At 59.1% G+C, this 13,054-nt stretch carries 11 protein-coding genes and 1 riboswitch; of the genes, 4 read left to right on the top strand and 7 right to left on the bottom strand.

Features of this window, described 5'->3' with window-relative positions:
* Positions 1 to 10: 10 nt before the first annotated feature.
* The 3 genes from araD to araB form a co-directional block, all read right to left on the bottom strand.
* Positions 11 to 706 carry an L-ribulose-5-phosphate 4-epimerase gene (gene araD, locus V4835_RS20010; protein ID WP_331413415.1) on the bottom strand — a complete coding sequence of 232 codons (696 nt, stop codon included), beginning with the start codon at positions 704 to 706 and terminating at the stop codon, positions 11 to 13.
* An 86-nt stretch (positions 707 to 792) separates the two neighbouring features.
* Positions 793 to 2,295, bottom strand: coding sequence for an L-arabinose isomerase (gene araA / locus V4835_RS20005; protein ID WP_023310371.1), 1,503 nt, complete (start codon positions 2,293 to 2,295; stop codon positions 793 to 795).
* A 10-nt stretch (positions 2,296 to 2,305) separates the two neighbouring features.
* Entirely contained in the window at positions 2,306 to 4,015 is a 1,710-nt protein-coding gene (gene araB / locus V4835_RS20000) for a ribulokinase (RefSeq protein ID WP_331413413.1), read from the bottom strand.
* Positions 4,016 to 4,352: 337 nt separating this feature from the next.
* On the opposite strand from araB, the gene araC reads away from it, so the two are divergent.
* Both araC and V4835_RS19990 read left to right on the top strand, forming a co-directional pair.
* Positions 4,353 to 5,198: an arabinose operon transcriptional regulator AraC gene (gene araC, locus V4835_RS19995; protein WP_023310373.1), complete on the top strand. Its 846-nt coding sequence runs from the start codon at positions 4,353 to 4,355 to the stop codon at positions 5,196 to 5,198.
* 118 nt (positions 5,199 to 5,316) lie between these two features.
* A complete protein-coding gene (locus V4835_RS19990) occupies positions 5,317 to 6,084 on the top strand; it encodes a DedA family protein (protein WP_023310374.1) in 768 nt (255 codons plus the stop codon).
* Positions 6,085 to 6,222: 138 nt separating this feature from the next.
* Here the strand turns inward: V4835_RS19990 and thiQ are convergent, their stop codons facing one another.
* The 4 genes from thiQ to sgrR form a co-directional block, all read right to left on the bottom strand.
* On the bottom strand, positions 6,223 to 6,924 hold the full coding sequence (gene thiQ, locus V4835_RS19985; protein ID WP_331413411.1) for a thiamine ABC transporter ATP-binding protein ThiQ: 702 nt from the start codon (positions 6,922 to 6,924) through the stop codon (positions 6,223 to 6,225).
* Positions 6,908 to 8,518, bottom strand: coding sequence for a thiamine/thiamine pyrophosphate ABC transporter permease ThiP (gene thiP, locus V4835_RS19980; protein WP_331413409.1), 1,611 nt, complete (start codon positions 8,516 to 8,518; stop codon positions 6,908 to 6,910). The genes thiQ and thiP overlap by 17 nt, the downstream gene beginning before the upstream one ends.
* Positions 8,494 to 9,477, bottom strand: a complete 984-nt coding sequence (thiB, locus tag V4835_RS19975; protein WP_331413408.1) for a thiamine ABC transporter substrate binding subunit — start codon at positions 9,475 to 9,477, stop codon at positions 8,494 to 8,496. The genes thiP and thiB overlap by 25 nt, the downstream gene beginning before the upstream one ends.
* A gap of 31 nt (positions 9,478 to 9,508) precedes the next feature.
* Positions 9,509 to 9,609: riboswitch (TPP riboswitch) on the bottom strand.
* A 36-nt stretch (positions 9,610 to 9,645) separates the two neighbouring features.
* The gene (gene sgrR / locus V4835_RS19970; RefSeq protein WP_331413407.1) at positions 9,646 to 11,301 is read right to left on the bottom strand and encodes an HTH-type transcriptional regulator SgrR; all 1,656 of its coding nucleotides are present in this window, start codon (positions 11,299 to 11,301) and stop codon (positions 9,646 to 9,648) included.
* 88 nt (positions 11,302 to 11,389) lie between these two features.
* Here sgrR and sgrT point away from each other — a divergent pair, with 88 nt between their 5' ends.
* Complete coding sequence (sgrT, locus tag V4835_RS19965; protein ID WP_023334488.1) at positions 11,390 to 11,542, top strand: glucose uptake inhibitor SgrT; 153 nt, start codon at positions 11,390 to 11,392, stop codon at positions 11,540 to 11,542.
* Between the two features lie 120 nt (positions 11,543 to 11,662).
* Positions 11,663 to 12,841 carry a sugar efflux transporter gene (locus V4835_RS19960; RefSeq protein WP_331413406.1) on the top strand — a complete coding sequence of 393 codons (1,179 nt, stop codon included), beginning with the start codon at positions 11,663 to 11,665 and terminating at the stop codon, positions 12,839 to 12,841.
* The last annotated feature ends 213 nt before the right edge of the window (positions 12,842 to 13,054 follow it).

Genomic DNA, 13,054 nt, shown 5'->3' with positions numbered 1-13,054 from the left:
GGGCGATGAGCTACTGCCCGTAATACGCTTTCGCGCCGTGCTTGCGCAGGTAATGCTTATCCAGCAGGGTTTGCTGCATATCCGGCAGCTGCGGCGCCAGCTGGCGACAGAAGATCCCCATATAGGCGACCTCTTCGAGCACGATGGCGTTATGTACCGCGTCTTCTGCGTTTTTCCCCCAGGCGAACGGGCCGTGGGAGTGCACCAGCACGCCGGGCATTTGCGCCGCGTCGATCCCCTGTTTTTCGAAGGTTTCAACAATCACGTTACCCGTTTCCCACTCGTACTCACCGCCGATCTCCGCATCGGTCATCAGACGCGTGCAGGGAATGGTGCCGTAAAAGTAGTCCGCGTGGGTGGTGCCGGTTGCCGGGATGGACTGGCCCGCCTGCGCCCAGATGGTCGCATGGCGCGAATGGGTATGCACAATGCCGCCGATGGTCGGGAATGACCGGTAGAGCAGGCGGTGAGTCGGCGTATCGGAGGACGGTTTTTTCTTACCTTCCACCACTTCGCCGGTCTCGAGGCTGACAACGACCATATCGTCTGCGGTCATCACCGCGTAATCCACGCCGGAAGGCTTAATCACGAACACGCCTTTTTCCCGGTCAACGGCGCTGACGTTGCCCCAGGTCAGGGTCACCAGATTATGTTTCGGCAGCGCCAGGTTGGCTTCGAGCACCTGACGTTTGAGATCGTCTAACATAGTTGTCTCCTGCCGGATGGCGCTTCGCTTATCCGGCCTACGGAACCGTAGGCCCGGTAAACGCAGTGCCACCGGGCATTCAGGGCTTAGCGTTTTGAACCGTAATAGACTTCGTTCCAGCGCAGCGCGTCTTTGAAGGCGGGCAGGCGGGTGTCGTTATCAATCACGGTCAGTTCGATGTCGTGCAGCTCGGCGAACTGACGCATGTCGTTGAGATCCAGCGCGTGGCTGAACACCGTGTGGTGCGCGCCGCCGGCCAGGATCCAGGCCTCTGAGGCGGTTGGCAGGTCAGGCTGCGCTTTCCACAGGGCGTTGGCGACCGGCAGTTTCGGCAGGGAGTGCGGCGTTTCAACGGCATCGACGCAGTTCACCAGCAGGCGGAAACGATCGCCGAGGTCGATCAGGCTGGCGTTGATGGCCGGGCCGGTGCGGGTGTTGAAGATCAGACGCGCCGGATCGGCTTTACCGCCGATGCCGAGGTACTGCACGTCGAGGATCGGTTTCTCTTCGACGGCGATCGTAGGACACACTTCCAGCATGTGGGAGCCGAGCACCAGGTCGTTACCGTTTTCGAAGTGGTAGGTGTAGTCCTCCATAAAGGAGGTGCCGCCCTGCAGACCGGTCGACATCACCTTCATGATGCGAAGCAGAGCGGCAGTTTTCCAGTCGCCCTCGCCCGCAAAGCCATAGCCCTGCTGCATCAGACGCTGTACCGCCAGGCCCGGCAGCTGTTTCAGGCCGTGGAGGTCTTCAAAGGTGGTGGTAAAGGCGTGGAAGCCGCCCTGTTCCAGGAAGCGCTTCATGCCCAGCTCGATGCGCGCCGCGTCCAGCACGTTCTGGCGCTTGTCGCCGTTAATTTGTGCCGCAGGCGTCAGGCGGTAGCTGCTCTCGTACTCGTCCACCAGCGCGCTCACGTCGCCATCGCTAATTTCATTCACCACCTGCACCAGGTCGCCCACGGCCCAGGTATTCACGGAGAAGCCGAACTTGATCTGTGCGGCCACTTTGTCGCCGTCAGTGACCGCCACTTCACGCATGTTGTCACCGAAACGCACCACTTTCAGGTGGCGGGTGTCCTGCTTAGAGACGGCCTGACGCATCCAGGAGCCGATACGTTGTTGCGCTTTGCCATCCTGCCAGTGGCCGGTGACCACCGCGTGCTGCTGACGCATACGCGCGCCGATGAAGCCGAACTCGCGGCCGCCGTGCGCGGTCTGGTTCAGGTTCATAAAGTCCATGTCGATGCTGTCCCACGGCAGGGAGGCGTTGAACTGGGTATGGAACTGCAGCAGCGGTTTGTTGAGGATAGACAGACCGTTGATCCACATTTTGGCGGGGGAGAAGGTGTGCAGCCACACCACCAGACCGGCGCATTTATCGTCGTAGTTGGCGTCGCGGCAGATGTGAGTGATTTCGTCCGGCGTTGTGCCCAGCGGTTTCAGCACCAGTTTGCACGGCAGTTTAGCTTCCGCGTTCAGCGCGTTAACGACGTGCTCCGCGTGTTTCGTCACCTGCTGCAGCGCTTCCGGTCCGTACAGATGCTGGCTGCCAATCACAAACCACACTTCATAGTTATTAAAAATGGTCATCATCGTGTCCTTAATGGGTCAGGGTTGCCGTAGTGTCCGCGGTGCTTTTGGCCGGGGCGGCGACAGGGAGATAGTGAAGTTCGGCGCTTTTTGCCCATTGCTGGTAGCGCTGATAAAGCTGTTCAAAGCGTTGTGCTTGCTGGGCGCGCGGCTGGAGCGTATTTTCAACGGCGCTCGCCATATGCTGCTGCGCGGTCGGGATATCCGCATGAACGCCTGCGGCCACGGCAGCAAAAATCGCCGCGCCCAGCGCGCAGCACTGATCGGAGGCCACAATCTGCAGCGGACGGTTCAGCACGTCGCAGCAGGCCTGCATGATCACCGGGTTTTTACGGGCGATGCCGCCCAGCGCCATCACGTTGTTCACGTCGATGCCCTGCTCGGTGAAGCACTCCATAATGGCGCGGGCACCGAAGGCCGTTGCGGCAATCAGACCGCCGAACAGCGCAGGCGCGTCGGTCGCCAGGTTGAGGTCGGTAATCACCCCTTTCAGACGCTGGTTGGCAAACGGCGTGCGGCGACCGTTAAACCAGTCCAGCACCACCGGCAGGTGTTCGAGAGACGGATTTTTTGCCCAGGCTTCGGTGAGCTGCGGCAGAAGCTGCTTTTTGCTCTCGGCGATCTGGGTTTTCAGTTCAGGATGCGCTGCCGCTAGCCGATCCAGCGGCCAGCCGAGGACGCGGCCAAACCAGGCGTAGATATCGCCAAACGCGGACTGACCGGCTTCGAGGCCGATAAAGTCCGGCACCACGCTGCCGTCCACCTGGCCGCAGATGCCTTTCACCGCGCGGTCGCCGACGGTGGCTTTATCCGCCGTCAGGATGTCGCAGGTGGAGGTGCCGATAACTTTGACCAGCGTGTTTGGCTGCGCGCCCGCGCCCACGGCGCCCATATGGCAGTCAAAGGCGCCGCCGGAGATCGCCACGTTCTGCGGCAGGCCGAGACGCGTCGCCCACTCTTCGCAGAGGGTGCCGACCGGAATATCGGCGGTGAAGGTGTCGGTAAACAGCGGGTATGTCAGGTTCTTGTTGAGGATCGGGTCGAGCTCATCGAAGAACGCGGCCGGAGGCAGTCCGCCCCAGCCTTCATGCCACAGGGATTTATGCCCGGCGCTGCAGCGACCGCGGCGGATATCCTGCGGGCGCGTGGTGCCGGAGAGCAGGGCAGGCACCCAGTCGCACAGCTCAACCCATGACGCCGCAGCCTGTGCGACGGCGGCGTCGGCACGGGTGACGTGGAGGATCTTAGCCCAGAACCATTCGCTGGAGTAAATCCCGCCGATGTAGCGCGAGTAGTCCGTTTTGCCCGGCTGATGGCACAGGCGGGTGATGGCTTCGGCCTCTTCCACGGCGGTGTGGTCTTTCCACAGCACGAACATGGCGTTCGGGTTGTCGGCGAACTCCGGGCGCAGCGCCAGCACGCGGCCTTCGGCATCCACAGGGGCAGGCGTGGAGCCGGTGCTGTCGACGCCAATGCCGACAATCTCAGCTCGCTGGGCGTCAGTCAGTTCAGCCAGGACGGTTTTAATCGCCGCTTCCATCGACTCGATATAGTCACGCGGGTGGTGGCGGAACTGGTTGTTCGGCGCATCACAGTAGCGCCCCTCTTGCCAGCGCGGGTACCACTCAACGCTGGTTGCTATCTCCTGGCCGGACGTACAGTCCACTGCCAGCGCGCGAACTGAATCGCTGCCAAAATCGAGGCCAATCGCAATTGCCATGGTGTTGCTCCATCGAAAAAACAGGTATGGAAGAACATTAGAGACTGGGGACAAAAGTCGTCAGGCAGGATCCGCTAATCTTATGGATTAAATTGCTGTTACAACGGAAAGTGTGACGCCGTGCAAATATTCAATGTGGACATTTCTGCCGCACTTATAGACACTTTTGTTACTGGTTATCTGCCTGCTCTGGCGGAGAAATCAGGGGGGAAGGCTGAAACATGGCGGACGTAAAAGCGGCGTGATGCTTTTTGGATCTTTTCGCGGGCCATTTTTAAGCTGCTTTTAGTGATATGGACAATTGGTTTCCTTCAGGACCCTTGGGAGAACTGAATCTATGGCCGAAACGCAAAACGATCCCCTGCTGCCGGGATACTCGTTTAACGCGCACCTTGTGGCGGGACTGACCCCTATCGAGGCTGAGGGATATCTCGACTTTTACGTCGACCGACCGCTCGGGATGAAAGGGTATATCCTCAACCTGACCGTGCGAGGGGAAGGGATCATCAAGAACGGTGACCAGCAGTTTGTCTGCCGCCCCGGCGATATCCTGCTGTTCCCGCCGGGGGAGATCCACCACTATGGCCGTCATCCGGATGCCAAAGAGTGGTATCACCAGTGGGTCTACTTCCGCCCGCGCGCCTACTGGCAGGAGTGGCTTTCCTGGCCGGCTATTTTTGCGCACACCGGTTTTTATCGCCCGGATGAGGTTCATCTGGCGCAGTTTCGCGAGCTTTTTGCGCAGATTATTGAGGCAGGACAGGCCGGGGGGCGTTACGCTGAACTGCTGGCGATTAACCTGCTCGAACAGCTGCTTCTGCGACGGATGGAAGCGATCAACGAGTCGCTTAACCCGCCGCTGGATAACCGCGTGCGCGACGCCTGCCAGTACATCAGCGACCACCTGGCTGATAGCCAGTTTGATATCGCCAGCGTTGCCCAGCACGTCTGCCTGTCGCCGTCGCGGCTGTCGCATCTGTTCCGCCAGCAGCTGGGCGTCAGCGTTTTGAGCTGGCGTGAGGATCAGCGCATCAGCCAGGCGAAACTATTGCTCAGCACCACCCGGATGCCCATCGCCACCGTGGGGCGTAACGTAGGCTTTGAAGATCAGCTCTATTTCTCCCGGGTATTTAAAAAATGCACCGGCGCCAGCCCGAGTGAATTCCGCGCGGGATGTGAATAAACGGTAAACATTCAGGTGAACTTCAGGAGCATCTTGTAAACTATTCAGACAATTGATGCCTTGACGCGGTGCGGGGCGCTAAGCAGAATCGCTGATTCTTTTTCTGACCGGAATAGTTATGCAGGCATTGCTGGAACACTTTATTACCCAGTCCGTTATGTACTCGCTCATCGCCGTGGCGCTGGTGGCGTTTCTGGAGTCGCTGGCGCTGGTTGGGCTGATCCTGCCCGGTACCGTGATGATGGCAGGGCTTGGGGCGCTGATTGGCAGCGGCGAGGTTAATTTCTGGCAGGCGTGGCTGGCCGGGATTATCGGCTGCCTGCTTGGCGACTGGATCTCCTTCTGGCTGGGCTGGCGCTTTAAGAAGCCGCTGCACCGCTGGTCGTTTATGAAAAAGAACAAAGCCTTGCTGGATAAAACCGAGCATGCGCTGCACCAGCACAGCATGTTTACCATCCTCGTCGGCCGCTTTGTCGGGCCAACGCGTCCGCTGGTGCCGATGGTGGCGGGAATGTTGGATCTGCCCGTCGCGAAATTCGTGGTGCCGAACATTATCGGCTGCGTTTTCTGGCCGCCGTTCTACTTCCTGCCGGGGATCCTCGCGGGTGCTGCCATTGATATTCCTGACGGTATGCAAAGCGGCGAGTTTAAATGGCTGCTGCTGGGCACGGCGGTGCTGCTGTGGCTGGCGGCATGGCTCTGCTGGCGGCTGTGGCGCAGCGCTAAAGCCAGTGTCGATCGCCTGACGCGCTATCTCCCGCGCACTCGTCTGCTCTGGCTGGCCCCGCTGACGCTGGGTGTGGCCGTGGTAGCCCTGGTCGCGCTGATTCGTCACCCGCTGATGCCGGTGTACGGCGAAATTTTATTAAAAGTGGTCAGCCGTTAAGGACTATTTTCCTCTCCCCGTGGGAGAGGGGCAGGATGAGGGCATCAGACCGCACAAGGTAAAAGCAAAACGGCAACCAGGGTTGCCGTTTTTGATGTTTGTACCCTCTCCCCGTGGGAGAGGGTCAGGGTGAGGGCATCAGACCGCACGAATGCCCAACAGCGAAGACGCACCCGCTCTACCACTCAGCAGTTCTTCTGTACTTCCATCCCACAAAATACGCCCTTCGGCAATCACCACCGATCGCGGCGCAATCCGCGCGGCATCCTCAATACTGTGCGACACCATCAGCATCGTCAGCTGCTGGCGCTGACAGACGTCCTGCACCAGCGCCAGCATCTCCTGGCGCAGCGCGGGATCGAGCGCCGAGAACGGCTCATCCAGCAGCAGGATCGGCTGCTCGCGCACCAGACAACGCGCCAGCGCCACGCGCTGACGCTGGCCGCCGGAAAGCTCGCCCGGCAGCCTGTCGATGAACTCAGCGATCCCCATCTGTGCGGCAATGATCTCCAGCTTCTGGCGCTGGGCATCGTTCAGCCTGAGTCCCGGATGCATTCCCAGCGCGATGTTTTGCCGCACCGTCAGGTGGGTAAAGAGGTTGTTTTCCTGAAACAGCATTGAGACCGGACGTTTTGCGGGCGGCGTGTGGGTATGATCGTGATTTTCAATGACGATCGCGCCGCTTGCCGGCTGCAGAAAACCCGCAATTAAATTAAGCAGCGTGCTTTTTCCCGCGCCGCTTGGGCCAAGTATGGCGATCATCTCCCCCTGACGCACGGAGAGCGTGAAGCGCATCGGCAGATGCTGGTAAAGCCAGGTTACATCAGTCAGTTTTAACATCACGCCCCGGAAGTTTTTCGATAGCGGTAAATAAGGCAAAGCACAGCAGCAGCAGTAACAGCGCGGTGACCGCGCCGTCCTGACTGCGATAAGAGCCGATCTGCTGATAGAGCCAGTATGGCAGCGTGCGGAAATCGTCATTGCCAAAGAGAGCCACCACGCCAAAATCCCCAATCGACAGCACGCAGGCAAACGCCAGCGCCTGCGCCAGCGGACGTTTTAGCGCGCGGAGTTCGACCACCTTCAGCCGCTGCCAGCCCTGCATGCCCAGCGACTGGCACAGCAAACCGTAGCGGCTGTTGACGTCGCGCATCGGGTTTTCCAGCACTTTGAGCGCGTAGGGAATGGCCATCAGGGCGTTGGTGAAAATCACGATGCCATCGGCCCTTTCCGGCAGGCCGATGGTGCTGTTGAACAGTAAAAAGAAGCCCGTCGCCAGCACGATGCCCGGCATCGCCAGAATGAGCATCCCCGTCAGCTCCAGCGCCTGTCCGGCCTTTTGGGCCTGCCGGGCATAGAGTTCACGGCTGCTCCACAGCAGCATCATGGTCAGCATGACGCACAGTAACCCAGCCGCCAGGGCGATACGCAGCGAGGTCCAGGTGGCCTGCCAGAGGACCGGCTGTTGCAGGACGGACATGAGATTGAGGTTCAGTCCGTCAACGATAACGGCCATCAGCGGCGGCAGCAGAAGCAGGAGCGCCAGCGCAATCAGGATAAAATCGGTGACGCGGCTGTGCAGGCTGTCCTGCGGATCGCGCCAGCCGGTTATTTGATTGCTGCCAGCGGGAATGGCTTTACTCAGCCGCTGGCTCAGCAGCACCAGCGCAAGGCAGCACGCCATCTGCACCATCGCCAGCAGCGCGGCACGACCGGGATCGTAGTCGTAACTTAGCGCCTGGTAAATCGCCAGCTCAATGGTGGTGGCCTGCGGCCCGCCGCCGAGCGACAGCACGGTGGCAAAGCTGGCAAAGCAGAGCATGAAGATTAACGCCGCGACGGGCGGGATCTGGCGGCGCAGCCACGGCCATTCGACAAAGCGGAAGAACGACACGCCGCGCATGCCGAGCTGGGCGGCAACCTGACGCTGTTCCCCGGGAATGTTTTCCAGCGCCTGCAGGAAGAGGCGCGTTGCCATCGGCATATTGAAAAATACGTGCGCCAGCAAAATGCCCTGCAGTCCGTAAGGCGAGAATGACCATTCCAGACCAAGCAGACCGAACAGCGAAGCCAGCCAGCCCTGGCGACCGTAAACGCTCAGAATACCAAATACCGCCACCAGCACGGGCAGGATCAGCGTCATGGCGCACAGGCGCAGCAGTGCCAGCCTGCCGGGAAAACGCCGCCGATACAGTGCGCGCGCCAGAAAAATGGCCGGGATCGTCGACAGCAGGGCAGAGAGAGATGCCTGCCAGAAGGAGAACCGGATAACGTGCCAGAGGTAGCTGTCGTGCCAGAGGGCGAGCAGGTCACTCTCTGGCGCGTTGAACCACAGTGCAAGAAAAGCCCCCAGGCTGACCACTACCATCACTATGGCGGCGAGCAGCCCGGGAAGTAACCAGCCGGGAATCAATGGCTGACGGCGCGTTGCCATTCACTTACCCATGCTGCACGCTGCGCGGCGACCTGCTGCGGCGTAAACTCCAGCGAGGCTGTTGGTTTGGTCAACTGCTCGAAACCGGCGGGCAGCGCAACGTTAGTGACCGGATACATCCAGTTGCCTGCGGGAATCGCATTCTGGAACGCCGGTGAAACCATGAACTTCAGGAACTTCTCGGCCAGCTCCGGCTGTTTGCTGGCGGCGGTACGCGCGGCGACTTCCACCTGCAGATAGTGCCCTTCAGCGAAACCAGCGGCAGCATAGTTATCTTTCTTCTCGGCGATAATGTGGTAGGCCGGCGAAGTGGTGTAGCTCAGCACCAGATCGCTTTCGCCTTTCAGGAACAGGCCATAGGCTTCGCTCCAGCCCTTGGTCACGGTGACGGTTTTGGCGGCCAGTTTCTGCCACGCTTCCGGTGCTTTATCCCCGTAGACCTTTTGCATCCACAGCAGCAGGCCCAGACCCGGCGTGCTGGTACGCGGATCTTCATAAATCACGCGCCACTTCTGGTCACTTTCGACCAGCTCTTTCAGGCTCTTTGGCGGGTTTTTCAGCTTATTTTTGTCGTAAACAAAAGCAAAATAGCCATAGTCGAACGGCACAAAGGTGTCGTTTTTCCAGCCGCCCGGCACGTTAACGGCATCTGCCGCTACGCCGCTTTTGGCAAACAGTTTGGTTTGCGAGGCGGCTTCCAGCAGGTTGTTATCCAGCCCGAGCACCACGTCGGCCTTGCTGTTTTTCCCTTCCATGCGCAGACGGTTAAGCAGCGACACGCCATCTTCCAGCGCCACGAACTTCAGCTCGCAGTTACAGTCAGCTTCAAAGGCTTTTTTGACTACCGGGCCAGGGCCCCAGTCGGCAGAGAAGGAGTCATAGGTGTAGACCGTCAGGACGGGCTTCGCAAAAGCAGGCAGCGCAAACAGCGCCAGCAGGGGGAGAACTTTTTTTAACACTTTGCACCTCAAAGTTGAGTGGCAAAGGATTTTGAGCGACAGCCTCAAATCCCTTCGCCGGCGTTATCCGGATCAGGTTCGACGGGTATTATCTCAGCGCACATCTGTGATGCAGCACCCCGTTGAGAACGGCGCTATTGTAATGATTTGGTGAATATTACGAAAGCGTTATGGCTCCGGCGGCGCAAACCAGGCGGATTTAAAATCAAACCAGCCCAGAGTATTCATCCGCAGGCCGCGCATGCTGCGCTGGCCCTGGATCATCAGCCAGTGGTGGATCAACGGTACGATCGATTGCTCGGCCAGCAGCTGCTGGCACCACGCAGCAAGATTCATTTCTCCCGCACGCCACTGGGCGGCATCCTGCTGCCAGTCACGGTCGATGCAGTGCTGAATGAGAGGCACTTCATACAGATGCGAGAAAAGGGAAAAATCGAGCGGCAGGGTAAAGTTGGCGCTGTTGAGCCAGATATCACTGGCGATCTCACCCTGATGCCATTCGTCATAGTCCACTTCCCTGACGTCTAACGTGACCCCCTCGGCTGCCAGCAGTCGGGTCATGATTCTGGCGATAAAACGATGCTCGACGTGCTCGCGGTAGTAGGTCAGGGTGATGGACTCCAGCCCTGCGGGTTTGTCGCAGTGCACCGGGCGGGCGTGGTGCCAGCGCGGAAGCAGGCCATACGCCGGGAACCAGTATGTCTGGTACTGCTCTTCCGCATGGTAGATCAGATTGGAAGGGGACAAAACGTGGCTGATCCACTTGCGGACGGCCTGGTTTGCCCCACGGTGGGTGCGGCGGTCAAAGAGGAGATAGTAACATCCCTCTTCAAGGCGACTTTCCACGGCCTTTTCTCCCGTGGTGGGGCCTTCAAGCGTTAGGCCGGCGCTCAGCTCTTCATTGAGATCCGGTAATACCCACACGTTCACTTCGTCGATCAGCGCCCGATAGCCAAAGTAGTCGTCGAACGCGCGGATTTTCAGCTGGTTGCTGTTATTGCGGGACACGGAGTAAGGCCCGGTGCCAATCGGCTGGCTGGCAAAGTTGTTCAACGATTCCCACTCGCCGGGCAAAATCATCGACGGCACATAGCCCAGCAGCCAGGGAAGCCATTTATCCTGCTGCGACAGCTCGATATCCAGCGTCCAGGCCGTGGGGGAGTGGATGCGGGAGATATGCGAGTAGAGCGGGAGCTTGCGGACGCGTTCCAGAGAGGCGATGACGTCGTGCATTTCCAGCTCGCGGCCGTGGTGAAAGTGGATGCCGGGGCGTAAGAAGAAGCGCCAGTGAAGCGGGGAAACCTGCTGCCAGTGGTGCGCGATATCCGCTTCCAGTTCCCCGTTTTCCTCATTTATTCGCGTCAGGCCGCTGAAGATTTGCCGGGCCATGTGGGTTTCAGAGCGGCGTAAGGCCGTGCCGGGCAACAGATTTTTCATTGGGCGATAGTAGAGCACCCGCAGGATGTGTCGGCCCTGACGAAAGCTTCGCCCGAGATGGGAAACCAGCATCTGGCGCACGGCGGCTTTGTCGCCCACCAGCTGTACCAGCTGATCGATGCGGTCCTGCTCGAGCAGGTCTTCCGCACGCTGCTGCTGCAACGCCAGCCCGGTATAGAGAAAGGTCAGTCGCGAGCGCTTGCCGCGTCCCGCCTCCGCCTCCCAGCTTAACCAACCCTGTTGCTGCATGGTGTTGAGCAGCGTGCGCATATGGCGGCGGGAACAGCTAAGCAGGTCAGCCAGCTCGTTGAGCGTGGTCTCCTGCGATTGCCCCTCGCAGCACTGCCAGAGGCGGATAAACTGTTGTTGCAGACGACCGGAAGGCATAAAAGGGGAACTCCTGACAAAAAACCAGCAATTTATTTATCCCTATATTAGGCCAATAATTCTCCTCGATGAAGTGAGGAGGTAAATTATGAAGAGGTCTACCGCACGTCAGTTTTATCAGCAGTACTTTTCAGCGACAAAGGGATCGTCCTGGCTGGCCCGCCGGTGTGCAGAGCAACGGCTGAAAACGTTAGAAGAATTGATGCAGTGGGACGTTACAACACCGACCTCTTCCCGCTAACTCGCCTCGATCATGTGTGACTGAGTATTGGTGCTAATCACCCGCCAGCAAAATGTTTTTGCTGGCTTTTTTCGTTTATTCTTTCACCCAATTTCGATTCGCTTTCACAAGGACTTGCGCATGCTCTGGTTGATGACGATGGGGCGACGCCTGAACGGCGTTTATGCCGCTTTTATGCTGGTGGCCTTTATGATGGGCGTGGCGGGGGCGCTGCAGGCGCCGACGCTGAGCCTGTTTCTCAGCCGCGAGGTGGGGGCACCGCCGTTTTGGGTTGGCCTGTTTTATACCGTCAACGCCATTGCCGGGATCCTGGTCAGCCTCGCGCTGGCGAAACGATCGGACAGCCAGGGCGATCGCCGCAGGCTGATCCTCTTTTGCTGCGCCATGGCCGTGGGCAACGCGCTGCTCTTTGCCTTCAACCGTCATTATCTGACGCTCATTACCTGCGGCGTGCTGCTGGCGTCGCTGGCGAACACCGCCATGCCGCAGCTGTTCGCGCTGGCCCGTGAATATGCGGATAACTCGGCTCGGGAAGTGGTGATGTTCAGCTCGGTGATGCGTGCCCAGCTCTCGCTGGCGTGGGTCATTGGCCCACCGCTGGCTTTCATGCTGGCGTTGAACTACGGCTTTACCGCCATGTTCTCCATCGCCGCCGGGATTTTTGTCATCAGTCTGGTATTGATTGCCTTCGCGCTGCCGTCCGTGGCGCGCGTCGAACAGGCGACGGATAAACCTGTCATCCAGGTGAGCGGCTGGCAGGACAAAAACGTCCGCATGCTGTTTATTGCCTCCACGCTGATGTGGACCTGCAACACCATGTACATCATCGATATGCCGCTGTGGATCAGCAGCGATCTGGGCCTGCCGGACAAGCTTGCGGGGATCTTAATGGGGACCGCCGCCGGGCTGGAAATTCCGGCGATGATTCTGGCGGGTTACTACGTTAAGCGCTTTGGAAAGCGTCGGATGATGATCGTCGCCGTGGCGGCCGGGGTGCTGTTCTACGCGGGGCTGATCCTTTTCCATTCGCGTGAAGCGTTGCTGGCGCTGCAGCTGTTTAACGCCGTGTTTATTGGGATTGTCGCCGGGATCGGCATGCTCTGGTTTCAGGATCTCATGCCCGGTCGCGCAGGCTCGGCGACCACGCTTTTTACCAACAGTATTTCAACCGGGGTGATTCTGGCAGGCGTGATTCAGGGGACGCTGGCGCAAAGCTACGGGCATGCGTCTGTCTACTGGATGATTGCGGCGATCTCTGTCGTGACGCTTCTGCTGACCTGCCGCGTAAAAGACGTGTGATTGCATGAATGAAACGGAGCCCGGAAATGCCGGGCTCTGCTAACCGTTTACTCTGAATACTGATATTTACGCTGCGCGCGTAGCGTCAGGTACATATGAACGAGGCCCATGAAACCGTGTGCCCAGAAATATGTCTCAATAAAGACCGTCAGGAATTTATGCAAATGTAAGGCGGATTCCGTGACGGACGAAACCTTAACGATCGCTTGCGTC

It is taken from the genome of Enterobacter cloacae complex sp. CARB60 (assembly GCF_036487345.1).
GTDB lineage: Bacteria > Pseudomonadota > Gammaproteobacteria > Enterobacterales > Enterobacteriaceae > Enterobacter > Enterobacter asburiae_D.
Note: the sequence above shows the minus strand (reverse complement) of the source record. Positions and strands in the feature narration are given on the sequence as shown.